Origin of the sequence: Streptomyces sp. 150FB (genome assembly GCF_000818195.1) — a bacterium.
Taxonomy (GTDB): Bacteria; Actinomycetota; Actinomycetes; order Streptomycetales; family Streptomycetaceae; genus Streptomyces.
Genome location: NZ_JTHL01000001.1, coordinates 5,657,990 through 5,677,480, shown reverse-complemented (window position 1 = coordinate 5,677,480; position 19,491 = coordinate 5,657,990). Strand labels below are relative to the sequence as shown.

21 protein-coding genes, 1 tRNA gene and 1 pseudogene are annotated in these 19,491 nt (G+C 70.2%); 8 read left to right on the top strand and 15 right to left on the bottom strand.

Annotation, left to right across the window (positions count from 1 at the left end; genetic code table 11):
• From QR77_RS49045 to QR77_RS24395, 3 genes and pseudogenes are all read left to right on the top strand, one after another.
• Positions 1-577 (top strand): annotated as a pseudogene (locus tag QR77_RS49045) (hydrolase); the annotation flags it as partial.
• Positions 578-621: 44 nt separating this feature from the next.
• Positions 622-1,278 carry an SDR family oxidoreductase gene (locus QR77_RS24400; protein ID WP_040024258.1) on the top strand — a complete coding sequence of 219 codons (657 nt, stop codon included), beginning with the start codon at positions 622-624 and terminating at the stop codon, positions 1,276-1,278.
• Between the two features lie 30 nt (positions 1,279-1,308).
• The gene (locus QR77_RS24395) at positions 1,309-1,887 is read left to right on the top strand and encodes a GyrI-like domain-containing protein (RefSeq protein ID WP_052489021.1); all 579 of its coding nucleotides are present in this window, start codon (positions 1,309-1,311) and stop codon (positions 1,885-1,887) included.
• Positions 1,888-1,997: 110 nt separating this feature from the next.
• Here the strand turns inward: QR77_RS24395 and QR77_RS24390 are convergent.
• Positions 1,998-2,079, bottom strand: a tRNA-Tyr gene (locus tag QR77_RS24390).
• Positions 2,080-2,345: 266 nt separating this feature from the next.
• On the opposite strand from QR77_RS24390, the gene QR77_RS24385 reads away from it, so the two are divergent.
• Entirely contained in the window at positions 2,346-2,834 is a 489-nt protein-coding gene (locus QR77_RS24385) for a YajQ family cyclic di-GMP-binding protein (protein ID WP_040024257.1), read from the top strand.
• A gap of 327 nt (positions 2,835-3,161) precedes the next feature.
• Entirely contained in the window at positions 3,162-3,821 is a 660-nt protein-coding gene (locus QR77_RS24380; protein ID WP_040028569.1) for an alpha-ketoglutarate-dependent dioxygenase AlkB, read from the top strand.
• 31 nt (positions 3,822-3,852) lie between these two features.
• Here QR77_RS24380 and QR77_RS24375 read toward each other — a convergent pair whose 3' ends face one another.
• From QR77_RS24375 to QR77_RS24315, 13 genes are all read right to left on the bottom strand, one after another.
• Entirely contained in the window at positions 3,853-4,125 is a 273-nt protein-coding gene (locus tag QR77_RS24375) for a GlsB/YeaQ/YmgE family stress response membrane protein (RefSeq protein WP_040024256.1), read from the bottom strand.
• A 206-nt stretch (positions 4,126-4,331) separates the two neighbouring features.
• Positions 4,332-4,724, bottom strand: coding sequence for a YccF domain-containing protein (locus QR77_RS24370; RefSeq protein WP_040024255.1), 393 nt, complete (start codon positions 4,722-4,724; stop codon positions 4,332-4,334).
• Positions 4,721-5,584, bottom strand: a complete 864-nt coding sequence (gene htpX / locus QR77_RS24365; protein ID WP_040024254.1) for a zinc metalloprotease HtpX — start codon at positions 5,582-5,584, stop codon at positions 4,721-4,723. Before htpX ends, QR77_RS24370 begins: the two co-directional genes overlap by 4 nt.
• 185 nt (positions 5,585-5,769) lie before the next feature.
• Positions 5,770-7,287, bottom strand: a complete 1,518-nt coding sequence (locus QR77_RS24360) for an NADH-quinone oxidoreductase subunit N (RefSeq protein WP_052489700.1) — start codon at positions 7,285-7,287, stop codon at positions 5,770-5,772.
• A gap of 125 nt (positions 7,288-7,412) precedes the next feature.
• On the bottom strand, positions 7,413-9,011 hold the full coding sequence (locus QR77_RS24355; protein ID WP_040024253.1) for an NADH-quinone oxidoreductase subunit M: 1,599 nt from the start codon (positions 9,009-9,011) through the stop codon (positions 7,413-7,415).
• A 3-nt stretch (positions 9,012-9,014) separates the two neighbouring features.
• Entirely contained in the window at positions 9,015-11,021 is a 2,007-nt protein-coding gene (locus QR77_RS24350) for an NADH-quinone oxidoreductase subunit L (protein ID WP_040024252.1), read from the bottom strand.
• A complete protein-coding gene (nuoK, locus tag QR77_RS24345; RefSeq protein ID WP_040024251.1) occupies positions 11,018-11,404 on the bottom strand; it encodes an NADH-quinone oxidoreductase subunit NuoK in 387 nt (128 codons plus the stop codon). Before nuoK ends, QR77_RS24350 begins: the two co-directional genes overlap by 4 nt.
• Before the next feature lie 5 nt (positions 11,405-11,409).
• On the bottom strand, positions 11,410-11,967 hold the full coding sequence (locus QR77_RS24340) for an NADH-quinone oxidoreductase subunit J (RefSeq protein ID WP_040024250.1): 558 nt from the start codon (positions 11,965-11,967) through the stop codon (positions 11,410-11,412).
• The gene (locus tag QR77_RS24335; protein ID WP_040024249.1) at positions 11,964-12,509 is read right to left on the bottom strand and encodes an NADH-quinone oxidoreductase subunit I; all 546 of its coding nucleotides are present in this window, start codon (positions 12,507-12,509) and stop codon (positions 11,964-11,966) included. Before QR77_RS24335 ends, QR77_RS24340 begins: the two co-directional genes overlap by 4 nt.
• The gene (locus QR77_RS24330) at positions 12,509-13,477 is read right to left on the bottom strand and encodes a complex I subunit 1 family protein (RefSeq protein ID WP_040024248.1); all 969 of its coding nucleotides are present in this window, start codon (positions 13,475-13,477) and stop codon (positions 12,509-12,511) included. The genes QR77_RS24335 and QR77_RS24330 overlap by 1 nt, the downstream gene beginning before the upstream one ends.
• On the bottom strand, positions 13,474-14,457 hold the full coding sequence (locus QR77_RS24325) for an NADH-quinone oxidoreductase subunit C (RefSeq protein WP_040024247.1): 984 nt from the start codon (positions 14,455-14,457) through the stop codon (positions 13,474-13,476). Before QR77_RS24325 ends, QR77_RS24330 begins: the two co-directional genes overlap by 4 nt.
• Complete coding sequence (locus QR77_RS24320; RefSeq protein ID WP_040024246.1) at positions 14,454-15,050, bottom strand: NADH-quinone oxidoreductase subunit B; 597 nt, start codon at positions 15,048-15,050, stop codon at positions 14,454-14,456. The genes QR77_RS24325 and QR77_RS24320 overlap by 4 nt, the downstream gene beginning before the upstream one ends.
• Positions 15,041-15,433, bottom strand: a complete 393-nt coding sequence (locus tag QR77_RS24315) for an NADH-quinone oxidoreductase subunit A (protein ID WP_040024245.1) — start codon at positions 15,431-15,433, stop codon at positions 15,041-15,043. The genes QR77_RS24320 and QR77_RS24315 overlap by 10 nt, the downstream gene beginning before the upstream one ends.
• Before the next feature lie 191 nt (positions 15,434-15,624).
• On the opposite strand from QR77_RS24315, the gene QR77_RS24310 reads away from it, so the two are divergent.
• The 3 genes from QR77_RS24310 to QR77_RS24300 all read left to right on the top strand — a co-directional run bounded on the left by QR77_RS24310 (position 15,625) and on the right by QR77_RS24300 (position 19,058).
• Entirely contained in the window at positions 15,625-16,791 is a 1,167-nt protein-coding gene (locus tag QR77_RS24310; protein WP_236710796.1) for a sensor domain-containing protein, read from the top strand.
• A gap of 138 nt (positions 16,792-16,929) precedes the next feature.
• The gene (locus QR77_RS24305; protein WP_040024243.1) at positions 16,930-18,255 is read left to right on the top strand and encodes a sensor histidine kinase; all 1,326 of its coding nucleotides are present in this window, start codon (positions 16,930-16,932) and stop codon (positions 18,253-18,255) included.
• Between the two features lie 143 nt (positions 18,256-18,398).
• Positions 18,399-19,058: a response regulator transcription factor gene (locus QR77_RS24300; RefSeq protein WP_040028567.1), complete on the top strand. Its 660-nt coding sequence runs from the start codon at positions 18,399-18,401 to the stop codon at positions 19,056-19,058.
• A gap of 193 nt (positions 19,059-19,251) precedes the next feature.
• Here the strand turns inward: QR77_RS24300 and QR77_RS46865 are convergent.
• Positions 19,252-19,491, bottom strand: a 240-nt coding sequence (locus QR77_RS46865; protein WP_040024242.1) for a hypothetical protein, incomplete at its 5' end; no start/stop codon positions are given.

Genomic DNA, 19,491 nt, shown 5'->3' with positions numbered 1-19,491 from the left:
CGCCGCGATGGCCGGCGGCCTGCGCGCGGGGGTGACGCTCGGGCCCTGCGCCGGGCTCGCGGATTTGCCGGACGCTGTGGCGGCACGCGCCGCCGACCAGTTGGCGGCGGCGGATGTGACGGTGGTCTCGCTACCGCAGGGCGGCTGCGGGGGCGCGCGGCGGCGTGGAGTCGCCCCCGTACGGCTGCTCAGGTCGGCCGGGGTACGGGTCGCCGCGGGCGGCGGGGCGCTGCGGGACGTATCGAACCCGGTGGGGCGCGGGGACCCGCTGGAGGCCGCGTATCTGCTGGCGACGCTGGGCGGGCTGCGGGCGGACGACGCGTACGGCGCGGTGAGCGGCGCGGCCCGGGCGGCGATGGGGCTGCCCGAGGTGCGGGTGGAGGCCGGCTTCCCCGCCGAACTTCTGGCGGTGCGCGGGGAGGGCCTCGCGAGCGCGCTGTCACTCGCGTACAGCAGGATCGTCATCCACCGGGGGCGGGTGGTGGCGCGTACCAGCGCCGTGCGGGAGTACTGCGACTCGGCGGGCGCCACTGTGCTGGAGCTGCCGAGGCAGGGACGCGCCGGCCTCTGTCCGTGAGTGCCCGTGAGCGGGAACGGCTCGGTGGACGTACGGTCGTGAGCATGCGAATTGTGATCGCCGGTGGACATGGTCAGATCGCGCTGCGGCTGGAGCGGTTGCTCGCCGCGCGCGGACACGAGGTCGCGGGTGTGATCCGTAAGCCCGAGCAGGCGGACGACCTGCGGGCGGCGGGCGCCGAACCGGTCGTCCTGGACCTGGAGTCGACCTCCGTCGACGGGGTCGCGGCCGTGCTGGCGGGCGCGGACGCCCTGGTGTTCGCCGCGGGCGCGGGCGGCAGCAGCGGCGCCGAACGCAAGGACACGGTGGACAGGGGCGCGGCCGTCCTCTTCGCCGATGCCGCCGAACGCGCGGGCGTACGCCGCTATGTCGTCGTCTCCTCGATGGGCGCGGACCCGAACCGCGAGGGCGACGAGGTCTTCGACGTCTACCTGCGCGCGAAGGGCGCAGCGGATGTCGACATCCGGTCGAGGGCACTCGACTGGACCATCCTGCGGCCGGGATCCCTGACGAACGACGCCGGTACGGGTCTGGTGAACCTGGCCGAATCGACCGGGCACGGTCCGGTGCCGCGTGACGATGTGGCGGCCGTGCTGGCGGAGTTGCTGGAGACCCCGTCGACCGCCGGGCTGACGCTGGAGCTGATCAGCGGGACGGTACCGGTGGCCGACGCGGTGAGAAATGCCGCGACTGACCGATGATTCCGGCGCCCCCGGCCGGTCTTCGCTGTCATGAACGATACGAGTGAGCGGCCGGGAAACCCGGGCCCTGTGACGGTGGTCCGGCGGGACGAGCAGCCGTACGTGGGGATCCTGAGATCGGTCCCGCCGGGCGGCTTCGCCGAAGTCGCCCATCAGGTGCCGGTGGTCATCGGCTGGGCGGTGGACCAGGGGCTCGAGTTCGCGGGGCCGCCGTTCTTCCGCTACGTCGGCATCGACATGGCGGCGGAGTCGGAGGTGGAGGTCGGCGTCCCGGTCGCCGCCACCCCGGGACCGTCCGCACCGCCGTCGCCGGAGGGCGACGTCCGGCACGGGGTACTGCCTTCGGGCCATTACGCGACGGTCCTGCACCTCGGCTCTCCCGCCGGGCTGCTGGACGCCACGCGGCGGCTGTTGGCCTGGGCGGCGGGCGAGGGCCTGGAGTGGGACATGAACGTGGTGGACGGCGTGGAACGCTGGGGCTGCCGGATGGAGTCGTACCGCACCGACCCGCGTGTGGAACCGGACACGGCGAAATGGGAGACGGAACTGGCCTTCCGGCTCGCGGACCTCAACCAACCGGGAGTGCACGGCGGCCGCCTGCGCCCGTGACGGACAACTGCCGTCGGCCCGCCCGCCCCTGACGGTCCGCAACGCCCTGAGCGCCACACAAAGAGGCCCCTGATCCGCGCGTACGGGGATCAGGGGCCATCTGTATCGTGTGGCGGCGCCAGGATTCGAACCTGGGAAGGCTAAGCCGGCGGATTTACAGTCCGCTCCCATTGGCCACTCGGGCACACCGCCATGGGATGTCGCTGCCGGTGAAGGTCCGCCTTCGGCGGTGCTCCGTGGCAACGAGGGAAACAATACCTGATCCCCGGGGGTGCTCCGCCACCCGATTGAGCAGCGCTCGGGGTGGGTGAGGGTGGCTAGGCTTTACGCCAGCGGTCGGCGGAGCCCGGGCGTGCCCCGAGCAGTGGACAGGCATGTGACGGGCACGCGACACAGGCGCCATGAGCACCCGATCAGAACCGATAAACCGACACAACCGATACAAGGAGCCACAGGACATGGCCGACTCCAGTTTCGACATCGTCTCGAAGGTCGAGCGGCAGGAGGTCGACAACGCCCTCAACCAGGCCGCGAAGGAAATCTCCCAGCGCTACGACTTCAGGAACGTCGGGGCCTCGATCGACTGGTCCGGCGAGAAGATCGTGATGCAGGCGAACTCGGAGGACAGGGTCACCGCGATCCTCGATGTCTTCCAGTCCAAGCTGATCAAGCGCGGGATCTCGCTGAAGGCGCTGGAGGCCGGCGAGCCGCAGCTCTCCGGCAAGGACTACAAGATCTTCGCCTCGATCGAGGAGGGTATCTCCCAGGACAACGCCAAGAAGGTCGCGAAGATCATCCGCGACGAGGGCCCCAAGGGCATCAAGGCGCAGGTGCAGGGCGACGAGCTGCGGGTCAGCTCGAAGAGCCGTGACGACCTGCAAGCCGTGATCTCGCTGCTGAAGGGGCAGGACTTCGACTTCGCCGTGCAGTTCGTGAACTACCGGTGACCACGGCGGTACGGGGACGGGCGGGGGCGCGGCGGGAGCGCGGGAGCGCTGGTTCCGCCCCCGCGGCCGGCCGCCGGCGCCCTGGGTGACGTCGGAATTCGGCTGGCTCCCCCCGGTCGGGCGGGGGCAGACTCGTAACACGGGGCTCCCGGCAGGGGCTCCCCGCAAGGGGCTCTTGCAAGGGGTTCTTGCAAGGGGTTCCCGGTCCCGGCAAGGGGTCCTGGACGGCTGAGAGGAGCGGGTGATGATCACGTGCGCGACCGGCGGGGTCGCCCGCGCCTCGCGTCCCGCCCGGACCGGTGGGGCGACGGAGTGGACGCCGGCGTCATGAGCGGCGAGCTCTTTCCGCTGCCGCCCGCCGTCCTCTCCCCCGGCGCCGTGCATGTGCCCGGGTGGCTCGGGGAGGAACGGCAGCGGGAGTTGGTGGAGGTCTGCCGTGGCTGGGCACGCGAGCCCGTACCGATCCGGCACACGGTGCTGCCGAGCGGCGGCGTGATGTCCGTACAGACGGTGTGCCTGGGCTGGCACTGGCAGCCGTACTGGTACACGCGTACGGCCGACGATGTGAACGGCGCACCGGTCGCCGAGTTCCCCGGCTGGCTGGTGGAGTTGGGGCGGGCCGCGCTGAGCGAGGCGTACGGGGACCCGGCCGCTGCCGCCTCGTACACCCCCGACACCGCCCTGATCAACTTCTACGAGGGCGCGGCGAAGATGGGGATGCACCAGGACAAGGACGAACGGTCCGGTGCTCCGGTGGTGTCCCTGAGCATCGGCGACACGTGTGTCTTCCGCTTCGGCAATACGGAGAGCCGGGGGCGGCCGTACACGGATGTGGAGCTGTCCTCCGGGGACCTCTTCGTCTTCGGCGGGGCGTCGCGCTTCGCCTATCACGGGGTTCCGAAGGTGTATCCGGGGACGGCCGGCCCGGCGACAGGTATGAACAGCGGCAGGCTGAACATCACGCTGCGCGAGACCGGCCTGAGCTAGGTCCTGGCCCGGCCGGCGTCGGCGGAGACGTTCAGCGGCGCGAGCGGGAGTTGCCGAAGAGCAGCCGGTAGATGATGAGCAGGACGAGTGCTCCGCCGATGGCCGCGAGCCAGGTGGGGCCGTCGAAGAAGCTCTTGTTGATGGGGTGGTCGAGCCAGCGGGCCGAAATCCAGCCGCCGAGGAAAGCTCCGACGATCCCGATGATCGTTGTGCCGATCAGTCCGCCCGGGTCCTTGCCGGGAAGCAGGATCTTGGCGATGACTCCTGCGATGAGTCCGAGAATGATCCAACTGATGATGCCCATGCCAGGGTCCTGCCTTTCGCGCCGTGGTGCCTGTTACCCCCGGAGACGCCGCGGAGAGGGAAGGCGGTTGCGAGGTTCGGCCGGGTGCGGCACAAGACACACGGGCCGGGGTGCGCCGGAGGTTCGACGACGATCCGCTACCCCGCATCCGGTGGGGCATACACGTAGCGCTGGGACACGGCGCGAGCCAGGCCCTTCCGCGCTGGTCAGCGCGGGGCGAAAGGCTGGTCCGTCGGGACGATCTCCTTGCCCAGGGGCATCAGCGAGACGGGGATCAGCTTGAAGTTGGCGATCCCCAGGGGAATTCCGATGATCGTGACGCACAGCGCGATACCGGTGAAGATGTGCCCGAGGGCCAGCCACCAGCCGGCGAGGACCAACCACAAGACATTGCCCACGCAGGACGGCGCCCCGGCGTCCTGGCGGTCGACCGCCGTATAGCCGAAGGGCCACAGGGCGTAGATCCCGATACGGAAGGCCGCGACGCCGAACGGGATTCCGATGATGGTGACGCAGAGCACCGCGCCCGCCAGCACATAACCGAGGAACATCCAGAAGCCGCAGAGGACGAGCCAGATGAGGTTGAGGAGTGTCTTCATGGGCGGCGACCTGCCATCTGCTCGAGCCGGGCGATGCGCTCCGCCATCGGCGGGTGCGTGGAGAACAGTCTCGCGAATCCCTGCCCCTGCCGGAAAGGGTTCGCGATCATCATGTGGCTCGCGGTCTCGATACGCGGCTCGGGTGGCAGCGGCAACTGCTTCGTACCCGCGTCCAGCTTGCGCAACGCGCTCGCCAGAGCGAGCGGGTCGCCGGTGATGGTGGCGCCCGACGCGTCGGCCTCGTACTCGCGGGAGCGGCTCACCGCGAGCTGGATCACCGAGGCCGCGAGGGGCCCCAGGACCATCACCATCAGCATGCCGACGAGGCCGGGGCCCTCCTCGTCGTCGGAGCGGCCTATGGGGATGAGCCAGGCGAAATTCACCAGGAACATGACCACCGAGGCCAGCGCACCGGCGATCGACGAGATCAGGATGTCGCGGTTGTAGACATGGCTCAGCTCATGGCCGAGAACGCCGCGCAGCTCGCGCTCGTCCAGGATCTGGAGGATGCCCTCCGTGCAGCAGACTGCGGCGTTGCGCGGGTTGCGTCCGGTGGCGAAGGCGTTGGGCGCCTGCGTCGGTGAGATGTAGAGCTGGGGCATGGGCTGGCGGGCGGCCGTCGACAGCTCGCGGACGATGCGGTAGAGCTGGGGTGCCTCGAATTCGCTGACGGGACGGGACCGCATGGCGCGCAGGGCCAGCTTGTCGCTGTTCCAGTAGGCGTACGCGTTGGTGCCGATGGCCACGAGCAGCGCGACGATCAGGCCTGTGCGGCCGAAGAGACTGCCGATGACGATGATGAGTGCGGACAGTCCCCCGAGGAGTGCGGCAGTCCTCAACCCGTTGTGCCGGCGGTGCACGGTACGCCCTCCAAATCGTGCGGCAGGGGAACCCTTCGCTCTGGTGCTCCACCATCCAGTGGACCCTTCTGTACTGGTCAACGCCAGGCGGGGGGCACGGGTTCCCTGCCGACCCGGCAGGCGCGTACGCCGTACGGGTGGTGAATCTTCCGGCGGGAGAGGTACGGCCGGAGCTCTCGTCCCGCTCAGAAGAGGCTGACGTCGGCGAAGCGCAGCACGATCTGGGGCGCGGCCGACAGGACGATGCCGGCGACGGCCGTCAGGACGATGGCCGCGGTGAGGGCGGCGGGGGCGCGGTGCGTGACCTGCTCCCGCTGCTGCTCCTCGGGGGTGTCCGCTTCGGAGGTTTCCGCCTCGGGGGAGCGGAAGAGGGCCGTCGTCCACTGAAGGTAGTAGAAGAGCGCGATCACGACGTTGACGGCCATGATGACGGCGAGCCAGCCGAGACCCGCGTCGACGGCCGCCGAGAAGACCGTGACCTTGGCGAACAGGCCGATGATCCCGGGCGGCAGCCCCGCCAGGCAGAGCAGGAAGAAGCCCAGGGCGAGGGCGGCGAGCGGGCGGCGGGCGTAGAGGCCCCGGTAGTCGGAGATCCGGTTCAGCGGCTTCGTACGGGCGACCAGGGCGGCGACGGCGAAGGCGCCGAGGTTCACGACGGCGTACATCAGGGCGTACGCCACGGTGGAGCCGATCCGGGCGCCGCCCGCGTATCCGGCGGCGGCGATCGGTACCAGGAGATACCCGGCCTGCGCCACCGACGACCAGGCCAGCAGGCGTACGGCGCTGCGCGCGCGGGTCGCCGACTGCCGTAGCGCGGCGACATTGCCGACGCTCATGGTGAGCGCGGCGAGGACGGCGAGGGCCGGACCCCACTCGTCGGCGTACGGGCGGAACGCGAGGACGGTGACGAGGATGAGGCCCGAGAAGCCGACCGCCTTGCTGACGACGGACAGGTAGGCGGCGACGGGCAGCGGGGCGCCCACATAGGTGTCGGGGACCCAGAAGTGGAAGGGCGCCGCCGCCGTCTTGAAGGCGAAGCCGACGAGGGTGAGGGCCGCGCCCGCCTTGGCGAGCGTGTCGAGCTGTCCGGGGACGTGGTCGAGGTTCGCGGCGATCTGCGCGAGGTGGAGCGTGCCGGTGGCCGCGTACACGAAGCTGACGCCCAGCAGCATCACGGCGGTCGCCGTGACCGAGGAGAGGAAGAACTTCAGCGCCGATTCCGAGGAGCGCCGGTCGCCGCGCTTCAGCCCGACCAGGGCGAAGGCGGGCAGGGAGGCGACTTCGAGGGCGACGACGAGGGTGGCGAGGTCGCGTGCGGCGGGCAGCAGGGCGGCGCCGGCCGCCGAGGACAGCAGCAGGAACCAGTACTCGCCGGCGGGAAGGGCGTCGCCGTCCTTGGTGTCGTCGAGGGCGTCGAGCGAGAGGAGCGCGGTGAGCAGCGCGCCGCCGAGGACGAGGAGCTGGATGACGAGCGCGAAGTGGTCGGCGGTGTAGCTGCACACCTGGGAGTCGTCGCTGAGGCAGAAGGTCGAGCGGTCGCCGTCGAGCAGCGGCAGGAGCAGGAGTATCGCCCCGGCCAGGCCCGCGATGGCGACGCCGCCGAGGAGTCGCTTGCGGTGGTCGGGGACGAAGAGGTCGGCGACCAGGACGACGAGCGCCACCAGAGCGGTGAGGGTGGGCGGTGCGATCGCGAGCCAGTCGATGGACTGGACGAGCGCGGCGACGCCGCCGGGGGCGTGGACCGTACCGGCCGCTTGTGCGGCACCGGCAACGGGGGCTGCGGCGCTTGCGGCTTCGATGGCGCCGAGGGCGCTCTGAGCGGCCACGATCACGACGTGCCTCCTGCGAGAAGCTTCTGCACGGCCGGATCGGACAGGCCGAGGAGGATCGCGGGCCACAGCCCGGCGAGGACGGTCAGGGCGACGAGCGGGGTCCAGGCGGCGATCTCGTAACTCTGGACGTCGGCGAAGGGGGCCGCTCCCGCCGCCTCCTTCGGCTTCACGCCCATGCAGACGCGGCGTACGACGAGCAGCAGGTACGAGGCGGTGAGCAGGGTGCCGAAGCAGGCGATCGCCATGTACGTGAGGAACGCCGGGCGGCTCAGCCCCGCGGCGGGGCTGAAGGCGCCGAACATCGCGAGCATCTCGCCCCAGAACCCGGCGAGGCCCGGCAGTCCCAGGGAGGCGACGGCGGCGAAGGCGAGGAGGCCGCCGAGGCGCGGGGCACGGCCGTAGAGCGCCGCGCCTGTCGCGCCGGCGAGGGTGTCGAGATCGGCGGTGCCGTAGCGGTCCTTGAGGCCTCCGACCAGGAAGAACAACAGGCCGGTGATGAGGCCGTGGGCGATGTTGGCGAAGAGCGCGCCGTTGACGCCGGTGGCGGTCATCGTCGAGATGCCGAGCAGGACGAAGCCCATGTGGCCGACGGAGGAGTAGGCGATGAGCCGCTTGAGGTCGCCGCCCGCGCCTTGTCTGGCGAGGCTGAGGCAGGCGAGGGAGCCGTAGATGATGCCGGCGACGGCGAGGGCGGCGAGGTACGGCGCGAAGGTGTGCATCCCGTGGGGCGCGATGGGCAGCACGATACGGACGAAGCCGTAGGTGCCCATCTTGAGCAGGACACCGGCGAGGAGTACGGAGCCGACGGTCGGCGCGGCGGTGTGGGCGTCGGGGAGCCAACTGTGCAGCGGCCACATCGGGGTCTTCACAGCGAGCCCGAGACCGATCGCGAGAACGGCGATGACCTGCACGGATGTGCTCAGCCCACGGCCGTTGTCAGTGGCGAGTGCCACCATGTCGAACGTGCCCGCTTTGAGCCCGATGAGAAGCAGGCCGAGCAGCATGACCACGGAGCCGAGCAGCGTGTAGAGGATGAACTTCCAGGCGGCGGCCTGCCTGCCGCCCGCCACTCCTTCCGAGCCGCCCCAGCGGGCGATGAGGAAGTACATCGGGACGAGCACCATCTCGAACGCCAGGAAGAAGAGGATCAGGTCGAGCGCGGCGAAGGTCGCGAGCGTGCCGGATTCGAGGAGGAGGAGCAGAGCGACGAATGCCTTGGGCGAGGGGCCCTTCGGCATCTTGAAGTAGCTGTGGAGCGCGCAGAGGAAGGTCAGCAGCGCGGTCAGGACGACAAGGGGGAGCGAGATGCCGTCGATGCCGAGGTGGACGCGGATGTCCAGTGCGGCGATCCAGCTCACGTCCGTCGTGGCCTGCATCTTCGACGGGTGGTCGTGGTCGAAGCCGAGCGCGAGGACGACGGCCGCGATGAGGATGGCGCCGGTCACGGTCACGCCGTGGCGCAGGACGGCCTGGTCGGGGTTCTTGCCGCGCAGTCCGGGCGGGGCGGGCAGGAGGGCGCCGACGGCGCCGATGAGCGGGCCCGCCACGATCAGCGCGAGAAGGAACTGCATCACTGACTCACTGATATCGATCACGGCTCACGCTCCGGCGGCGACGAGTACGGCGGCGATCGCCAGGACGACGGAGCCGGCGAGCAGGGCGCTCAGATAGGTCTGCACGTTGCCGGTCTGCGCCCGGCGTACGGCGGCGCCGAGCCAGCGGGTGCCGGTGCCGGCTCCGCGTACGTACGTGTCGACGACCTCGCGGTCGAGGAAGCGGACGAGACCGGAGGCGGCCAGCACGGGGCGTACGAACAGGTGGTGGTAGACGGCGTCGAGGTGGAAGCCGGCTGCCGCGTGGCTGTGCAGCGGTCCCAGCAGGAGCCTGCCCGGGTCCGCGGGGTCGGGTGCCGAAGCGATGTTCCCGTAGACGGGCGTGTGGGCCTCGATGGCGTCCGACTCCGAGAGGGCGGGTTCGGCGTCCGGGTGGGCCGAGACGGCGCCGATCGGGTTGCGGGCGGCCAGTGCGGTGGTGGTCCGCCAGCTTCCGTAGGTGGTCAGGGCGCCGACGACGGCCGCTCCCGTGCCGAGGACGGCGGTGGTGACGGTCGGGGTGAGGCTGTCTCCGTCGAACCAGTCGGTGATGTAGCCGACGGTCAGGCCGAGGCCGACGGTGGGGATGGCGAGGATCCACAGGACGGCGTTCATGGCGAGCGGCTGCCTGCCGTGGTCGGCGGCTTCGGCGCCCCGGCCGTGGAAGGCGAGCAGCCACAGGCGCATCGCGTAGGCGGCGGTGAGGAGGGCGGTGACCAGACCGGCGACGAGGACCAGCCAGCCCGCGGCGCCCGGGGCGATGTGGGAGTCGCCGAGGGCCGCGTGCTCGGCGGCGACGAGGACGGACTCCTTGGAGAAGAAGCCCGCGAAGGGAGGGATGGCGGCGAGCGCGAGCAGCGCGATCGTCACCGTCCAGTAGGCGTCCGGGATGCGTTTGGCGAGGGAGCCCATCCGGGACATGGCGGCCAGCGAGTTGGTGCCGGCGGCGTGGATGATCACGCCGGCGCCGAGGAAGAGGAGGGCTTTGAAGGCGCCGTGCGAGATCAGGTGGAAGACGGCGGCGCCGCGGTCGCCGACGGCCAGGGCGCCCGACATGTAGCCGAGTTGGCCGATGGTCGAGTAGGCGAGGACGCGCTTGATGTCGTCCTGGGCGAGCGCGGCGAGCGCCGAGCCGATCATCGTGACGGCCGCCATCACGGCGAGCACCACCAGGGCCGCCTTCGAGGCGGCGAAGACGGGGAGGAGACGGGCCACGAAGTAGATACCGGCGGCGACCATCGTGGCGGCGTGTATCAGCGCGGAGACGGGCGTCGGTCCTGCCATCGCGTCAGGCAGCCAGGTGTGCAGCGGGAATTGGGCCGACTTGCCGGCGACGCCCGCGATCAGGAGCAGCGCGATCAGGGTGGGGTGGTCGAGGCCGCCCTTGGCGACGGTGTCCAGGACGCCGGTGATCCGGAACGTACCGGCGTCGGCGGCGAGCGCGAACAGACCGATCAGGAAGGGGACATCGCCCAGCTTGGTGACGAGGAAGGCCTTGAGGGAGGCGGCGCGCGCCTCGGCCGTCTCCCAGTAGTGGCCGACCAGGAAGTACGAGCAGATGCCCATGACCTCCCAGCCGACCAGCAGCACCATCAGGTCGCCGGAGTAGACGACGAGCAGCATCGCGGAGGTGAAGAGGGAGACGATCGCGGCGTAGGAGGGGTAACGGGCGTCGTCGCGCAGATAGCCCGTGGAGTAGATCTGCACGCACAGCGCGACCACACCGACCAGGATCGCCACGAGAGCGGCGAAGCCGTCGATGTGGAGGGCGAGTTCGATGGGGACCGAACCGGTGGGGGTGAGCTGTGTCGAGGCGTCCAGCGGCGGCTTGTCGGCGCCCGCGCCGCCGCCCTGCCCGATGGCGACCAGGACGGCGAGCACGGCCGCAGCCAGGGTCGGCAGGACCGCGAGGGGCCGTACGAAGCCGGGTGCCGTACGGCCGAGCAGCAGCCCGGCGACGGCGCCGAGGAACGGCAGGAGGGGGACGAGAACGGCGAGGGTCGTGGTGCTCACGCGGTGGCCTCAGCATTCTGTGCCGCGGCGGCGGCTTCGTCCGTCTCGTGTGCCTGGTCTTCCTCGTCGGTGCCGTGCGTCTCCGCGGTGTCGCGGAGCCGGTCGACGTCCGAGGTGCCGCGGTTGCGGTACACCATCAGGATGATCGCGAGTCCGATGCCGATCTCAGCGGCGGCGATGGCGATGACGAAGAGGGTGAGTGCCTGGCCGGCGTGGAGGGTGTCGCGGATCCAGACGTCGAAGGCGACCAGGTTGAGGTTGACGGCGTTGAGCATCAGCTCGACGGACATCAGGACGAGGATCGCGTTCCGCCGGGCGAGCACGCCGTACACGCCTGTGCAGAAGAGGAGCGCGGAGAGGACGGCGGGATAGGCGAGGTGCATCGGCGCTACTCCTTCTTCCTGCGGGACAGGACGATCGCGCCGACCAGCGCGGCCAGGAGAAGCACCGACAGGGCTTCGAAAGGCAGCACCCAGTGCCGGAACAGGAACTCCCCCGACGCCTCGGTGGATCCCTGTGCCGGTCCCTTGAGGTCGACCCAGGTCGTACGGAAGGCGTCGACGACCACCCAGACCAGGGCGGCGGCGGCGACGACCGCCACCGCGAGCGCCACCGGTCGGTTGCCCGAATCGGCGTCCGGGGAGCGGCCTATGGGCGCCCTGGTGAGCATCAGTCCGAAGAGCAGGAGGACCACGACGGAACCGACATAGATGAGGACCTGCACCCAGGCGATGAACTCCGCGGTCAGCAGCAGGTACTCGACGGCCAGGCCGCCGAGTGCCACGACCAGCCAGAGCGCGGCGTGCACCAGTTGTCTGGTCGTGACGGTGACGATGGCCGCGCCGAAGGTGACGAGGCCGACGAGAAGGAAGGCGATCTCCACGCCGGCCGGTGACAGAAAGCTGTGGCCGGCGGCCGAGACGGCCCCGGTCGCCCCGAGCGTCACTCGCCGGCCTCCTGCTGCTGGGCGGCCGCGAGCTTGTCGGCGCTCTTACGGGCGGCGCCGATCTCCTTGGGCTCCTCGGCGCCGGGGTCGAGCGCGGGCGGCGCGGGAACGGTCCACATCCACTCGCGCAACTTGTCCTGCTCGTGCGTGAGTTCGCGGATGTCCGTCTCGGCGTACTCGAACTCGGGCGACCAGAACAGCGCGTCGAAAGGACACACCTCGATGCAGATACCGCAGTACATGCAGAGGGCGAAGTCGATGGCGAAGCGGTCGAGGACGTTACGGCTGCGCTCCCGGCCGCCGGGGGCGGCGGCGGGCGTTGTCTCCTTGTGGGAGTCGATGTAGATGCACCAGTCCGGGCATTCACGGGCGCAGAGCATGCAGACCGTGCAGTTCTCCTCGAACAGCCCGATCACCCCGCGGCTGCGCGGCGGGAGTTGGGGCTGTGCCTCCGGGTACTGCTTGGTGACCGTTTTCTTCGTCATCGTACGAAGAGTGACGGCCAGGCCTTTGGCGAGTCCGCTGCCGGGGACGGGGGGCATTACTGGATCACCACCTTGACGACGCCGGTGAGGGCGATCTGGGCGAGGGCGAGGGGGATGAGCACGGTCCAGGCGAGTTTCTGCAACTGGTCCTCGCGCAGCCGGGGGTAGCTGACCCGCAGCCAGATGACGACAAAGGCGAGTACGGCCGTCTTGAGCAGGGTCCAGACCCAGCCGAGGCCGTCGGCGCCGAGCGGTCCGTGCCAGCCGCCGAGGAAGAGGACGGTGGTCAGTCCGGAGAGGACGACGATGCCCGCGTACTCGGCGAGCAGGAACAGCGCGAAGCGCAGACCCGTGTACTCGGTGTAGGCGCCGAAGATGATCTCGGAGTCGGCGACCGGCATGTCGAAGGGGGGGCGCTGGAGTTCGGCGAGACCCGAGACGAAGAAGACCACGCCACCGACGATCTGCCAGGGCACCCACCACCAGTGGAAGGCGTTCAGGATGCCGGGCAGTGAGACCGTGCCCGCCGCCATCGCGACGGAAGCGGCGGCGAGCAGCATGGGCAGCTCGTACGCGAGCAACTGCGCGGCGGTCCGCAGCCCGCCGAGAAGCGAGAACTTGTTGGCCGAGGCCCAGCCCGCCATCAGCGAGCCGAGGACCCCGACGCCCAGCACGGCGAGTACGAAGAAGATGCCCGCGTCGACGACCTGGCCGACCGCGCCCTCACTGGGTCCGACCGGGATCGCGACGAGCACGAGGAGGTACGGGAGCAGGGCGACGGCCGGGGCCATTTGGAAGATACGGCGGTCGGCGTCGGCCGGGACCACGTCTTCCTTCTGGACGAACTTCACGCCGTCCGCCATGAGCTGGGCCCAGCCGTGGAAACCGCCGGCGTGCATGGGGCCGAGACGGCCCTGCATGTGGGCCATCACCTTGTGCTCGGCCTGCCCGACGACCAGGGGAAGGACCAGGAACACCACGAGGACGATGATCAGCCGCAGGGCGACGTCGAGCACGTCGTTCACGCGTCTCCTCCGGGGCGATCGGAGTCCGGGCCGGGTTCGGGATCGGGGTCAGGGGCGGGGGCGGAGTTGGGGCCGGGGGTGTGGTTGGGGCCGGGGTCAGACTTTTGGTCAGGGTCGGGGTCCGGCTCCGGGCTCGGGTCCGGTTTCCGGGTGGGCTCGTCCGTGCCGTCGCCGAACGCGGGCTTGGGGTTGTGCCACGGGGCGTCCGCCGCCGGGGACGGGGGCGTGGGCGGGGCCGCGTCGGCCGTACCGCCCCTCTCGCCCTTCCCTGGCGTGCTCTCGGGCCCGGACCCGGGGGTCTGCTGGCTGGCCGAGCCTCCCGACACGCTCCGGGCGCGGCGTACCGGACGTTCACCGGCTGCCGCTGCCCCTCGGGCGGGACGGGCGGGGGCCGGAGGGAGTTGGCCCTTGAGCGGGCCCCATTCGTTCGGGTCGGGGACGCCGGGCGGGAGCATCTGGCGGCGCTTGGGGCCGCCGTGCTCGGACTCCCCCGGCTCCTTGGCTCCGGGCCATGCCTTCGCCACCCGGGCGGCGAGGACGAAGTCCTTGCGCAGGGGGTGGCCTTCGAAGGTCTCGGGGAGAAGGAGGGGGATGAGGTTCGGGTGGTCGGTGAACTCGATGCCGAACATCTCGTGCGTCTCCCGCTCGTGCCAGCCGGCGCCCGCGTAGACGCCGATGGCGGTGGGCAGGACGGCCGCTTCGTACGGGACGGTCGTACGGATGAGCAGGCCGCGCACCGTACCGCCGCCGAGCGCGGCGACGTGTGCGCAGACCCGGAAACCGGTGCCCGGTTCGTCGACGGCGCTGAGCCAGTCGAAGAAGGTGCAGTCCAGTTCGGAGCGGGCGGTCTCCAGCGCGGCGATCCAGGACGCCGGGGGGACGTCGACGGTCAGGAGTTCGTACGCGCGCTCGGCCGTGGCCTCCTCGCCGAAGAGTTCGGCGACGGCGACCGCGTCAGGAAGCCGGTCGTAGGCGTTCACGGCGTGCCTTTCCCCGGTGTCGGCGGAGCGGGGACCAGGCCGCTGCGGAGCGCGGTCACGGAGGGGCGGCTCTCCGTCCCGGAGGCGTAGCGTTCGCCGAGCGATTCGCGGGCGATCTTCTCCTGGAGCTTGAGGATGCCCTGAAGCAGCGCTTCGGGACGCGGCGGGCAGCCCGGTACGTAGACGTCGACGGGGATGATCTGGTCGACGCCCTTCGTCACGGAGTAGGAGTCCCAGTACGGGCCACCGCAGTTGGAGCACGCGCCGAAGGAGATCACGTACTTGGGCTCGGGCATCTGCTCGTACAGCCGCTTCACGGCCGGCGCCATCTTGTCCGTGACCGTGCCGGACACGACCATCAGGTCGGCCTGGCGCGGGCCGGGTGCGAACGGGATCACACCGAGCCTGATGAAGTCGTGCCTCGCCATGGACGCGGCGATGAACTCGATGGCACAGCAGGCGAGTCCGAAGTTGAAGACCCAGAGGCTGTAGCGGCGGCCCCAGTTGAGGACCACCTTCATGGGTTGGGGCGCCAGCCGCGAGAGCACGCCGAGTCGCTTGGGCTCGGGCAGCAGTTGGGGGGTCACGTCCATTCCAGGACGCCCTTCTTCCATGCGTAGAGCAGTCCCACGGCCAGGAAACCGAGGAAGATGAACATCTCGATCAGCGTCGTCACCCCGTAGCCCGGGGCGGCGAAGACCGTAGCCCACGGGAAGAGGAAGATCGAGTCGACCGCGAAGATGACATAGAGGAACGCGTAGACGTAGTAGCGGACCTGGGTGTGTGCCCAGCCCTCGCCCACGGGGTCCACGCCGCATTCGTAGGTGAGCAGTTTCTCCGGCGTCGGCACGACCGGCCGCAGCAGGCGCCCGGCCCCGAAGGCCACGGCGACGAACAGCACACCGACAACGGCGAGTACGCCGACCACCGAGTAGGCATGGAAGTACTCCGCCGCGAGAACGGTCGGTTCCGGCACGTCCGCCCCTCGCTCCCTGACCTCGTAGCGCGTTCTTCGGGAATCTGTACGGACGGGAGTCTAGGCCCTGTTAAAGAAGTGGTAAGCAGCCGCATCACGCAAGAGTGGGGTTATCCCCACTTCATCCCACCCAGCTACCCCATGGCGTGCGGGTCCCCGGCCCGGCAGGCTAGGTCCCTATGACGGCGAGCATGAGCCCCACCGAGGACGACCGGCCACGACCCGCGCGGTTCGCCTACGACCGGCACACCTGGAAGGAGATCGCGCATCTCCTGACGAATCTGCCGGTATCCGTGGTCGGGTTCGTCTACGCGGTGGCCACGGTCGCGATCGGGGCGGGTCTCTCCGTGACCGTGATCGGCCTGCCCTGGCTCGTCGGCGGTCTCGCCGGCGCGCGGTGGCTGGGCCGCTCCGAACGCGCGCGGGCGCGCTTGCTGCTGGGCCTGCGGATAGATGAGCCGAGCCCGCTGCACGTTCACCGGCAGCGCCATGGGTCCGGCCTGGCCCGGCTCTGGGCACGGCTGAAGGATCCGGTGGCCTGGCGGGCCGTGCTGTACGAGTTCATCCGGCTGCCCTGGGGGGTGGTGACGTTCGCCGTCACGCTCGTGTCCCTGGTCCTCCTCTGGCCTGTCCTTCCTTTTGTGGCTCGCGGTCTGACCAACGCCGACCGGGCGATGGTGCGTGGCCTGCTGTCGCCTTCCGACGAGCTCGAACGGCGGATCGCCGAGCTGGAGACCGACCGGGGTGTGGTCGTCGACACGGCGGCGGCCGACCTGCGCCGGATCGAACGCGACCTGCACGACGGCGCCCAGGCCCGTCTGGTGGCCCTCGCCATGGGGCTCGGCCTGGCGAAGGAGAAGCTGCTGGAGGATCCGGACGCGGCCGCCGTCATGGTCGACGAGGCGCACGGCGAGGTGAAGCTGGCCCTCCAGGAGCTGCGCGACCTGGCACGCGGCATCCATCCGGCCATCCTCACCGACCGGGGTCTCGACGCCGCGCTGTCCGCCATCGCCTCCCGCTGCACGGTCCCGGTGAAGGTGAGCGTGGACGTGCACGAGCGGCCGGCGGCCGCGATCGAGGGCATCGCCTACTTCACGGTCTCCGAACTGCTCCAGAACGTCAGTAAGCACAGTGCGGCACGTGCTGCCTCCGTCGAGGTGTGGCGGGCCGAGGACCGGCTGCTGCTCCAGGTCACCGACGACGGCCGCGGCGGTGCGAGCCTCGACGGCGGTACGGGTATGTCGGGCCTCGCCGACCGGCTCGGCGCGGTCGACGGACTCTTCGTACTCGACTCACCGGCCGGGGGGCCGACGGTCGTCACCGCTGAACTGCCGTGGCGGACCCGCGGTCAGGACTGAGGTGGTGACGGATCCCCTCCCGAGGTGGGGGAAACCCCAGGGTGAAGACTGAAACCGGCCTCATGGTGCCGACTCCGGGATCCGAGCAGCATGAACCTTATGAACGCACACAGCCTGCTCGCAGAAGGGACATCACCGATGGTCATGGATCACGCGCCTCGGGCACGGTCCCATTTCCTCCCTCCGGTGCTGCGTGCGCCGGTCGAGGGTCGCACGTGGCGTGAATTCGGCTACCTGCTGCTCAGCCTCCCGATCAGCTTGGTGCTGTTCGTCTACGCGATCACGACGATCAGCCTTGGTGCGGGCCTCCTCATCACCTTCCTCGGGGTGCCCGTGCTGGCGGCAGGCCTGGCCGGCTGCCGGGGCTTCGGAGGGATGGAGCGCGCGCGGGCCCGCGCGCTGCTGGGTATCAAGGTGGGTGACCCGGAGCCGGTCCGCAGCCGGGGGAACAGTCGGCAGAAGGGACTGATGCCGTGGGTCGGCGCGGTCCTGAAGAGCGGGGTCTCCTGGCGGCATCTGCTGTACACGCTGCTCCACTTCCCTTGGGCGTTGTTCGCGTTCATCGTCTCGGTGACCTTCTGGGTCACCGGCTGGTCGCTCTTCCTCTATCCGCTGTGGCAGTGGGTGTTCCCGGCCGATCTCGGCCAGTCGGGGATCGCGGTCTACAGCGACGGATCCGATGGCGGTGTCTACCTCGACAACCCGCTGGAGATCGGGATCACCAGCGCGATCGGTCTGGTGTTCGTTCTCGCCTCCCCTTGGCTGATACGCGGTCTGACAAGCGTCGACAAGCTGCTGGTCGTGGGGCTGCTCGGGCCGTCCAGGCTCGCCAGCCGGGTGTCGGAGCTGGAGTCGGACCGGGGTGTGGTCGTGGACACGGCGGCGGCCGACCTGCGCCGGATCGAACGCGACCTGCACGACGGCGCCCAGGCCCGTCTTGTGGCCCTCGCCATGGATCTGGGGCTGGCGAAGGAGAAACTGCTGGAGGACCCCGAGGCAGCCGCGCGCATGGTCGGTGAGGCCCACGGCGAGGTGAAGACGGCCCTCCAGGAGCTCCGCGACCTCGCACGCGGCATCCACCCCGCGGTCCTGACCGACCGGGGTCTGGACGCGGCGCTCTCCGCCATCGCCTCCCGCTGCACCGTCCCGGTGACCGTCGAGGTCGATCTTCCCTTCAGGCCGGCGGCCGCGATCGAGGGCATCGCCTACTTCACGGTCTCCGAACTGCTCCAGAACATCAGCAAGCACGCCGGAGCCAGGCGGGCATCTGTGGACGTGTGGCAGACACGCGACAGGCTGATGCTCCAGGTCGTGGACGACGGCAGGGGCGGCGCCCGCGCCTCGGCCGGCAGCGGTCTCGCCGGGCTCTCCGAGCGGCTCGACGCCGTGGACGGAGTTCTGGTCGTCGACTCCCCCGCCGGAGGCCCGACGACGGTGACGGCCGAGCTGCCCTGGCGGGGCTGATCCGCGCAGGTCATGGTCTTGTTCGTCAGTGGCATGGTTCTGTTCCGTTCATGTGTGACACGGCTCGATCCAATTGCTGGGATGCTGGAGCCTCCAAGGGCAACACTTCCGACAGTGGGGGACACCGAGTCGTGAACGACAGGGTGCGCGTGGTCATCGCAGAGGATTCGGTACTGCTCCGGGAGGGCCTGACCCGACTCCTGACCGACCTCGGGCACGACGTGGTCGCCGGCGTGGGTGACGCGGAAGCGCTGATCAAGACCGTCGGCGAGCTGGCGGACGAGAACGCGCTGCCGGACGTGGTGGTGGCGGACGTACGGATGCCGCCGACCCACACCGACGAGGGGGTACGGGCCGCCGTACGGCTCCGCAAGGACTACCCGGGTATCGGGGTCCTTGTCCTCTCGCAGTACGTGGAGGAGCAGTACGCCACCGAGCTGCTGGCCGGGTCCAGCCGGGGCGTGGGGTATCTGCTGAAGGACCGGGTGGCCGAGGTCAGAGAGTTCGTGGACGCCGTGGTGCGGGTGGCCAGGGGCGGCACCGCGCTGGACCCCGAGGTGGTGGCCCAGCTCCTGGGCCGCAGCCGCAAGCAGGACGTACTGGCCGGGCTGACGCCCCGCGAGCGTGAGGTCCTCGGTCTGATGGCCGAGGGGCGTACGAACTCGGCGGTCGCCAAGCAACTGGTCGTCAGTGACGGCGCCGTGGAGAAACACGTCAGCAACATCTTCCTGAAGCTCGGTCTGTCGCCGAGCGTCGGGGACCACCGCAGGGTCCTGGCCGTCCTCACATATCTGAGGAACTGAGCGCGGACGGTCCGTCCTCCTCCCTTGCTCCTCGCTGTTCCCTCAGCCCTGTAGGTGTTCCCCGTGGGTGTCACGGTGCCCGCCTCCTCACATGCCTGGTCACGTGCCCGGTTACGTGCTGGTCGCACTGGGGCGCCGGCCGCCTCCCGCTGCGAGAAGCTCCGGCACGTCCAGACGCTACGGACCGGCCGTATCAGCTCCGTAGCGGTTCCGTATCAGCGGTCGTCCCGGGCTCCGGGGGCGTCGCCGGCGCGCCCGTCGGCGGTTCCGGTGCCAGCAGGACTTCCAGGCGTACCGCCTCGCGCGCGTTGAGCGCGGCGAGTTGGGCGCGAGCCCGTTCCTCGTGATCGCCCGCACGCTCGGTCCTGCCGAGGCCCCGCAGCGCCGCGGCCAGGATGGCGTGCTGGCGGGCCACCTCGTACGGGTCGAAAGG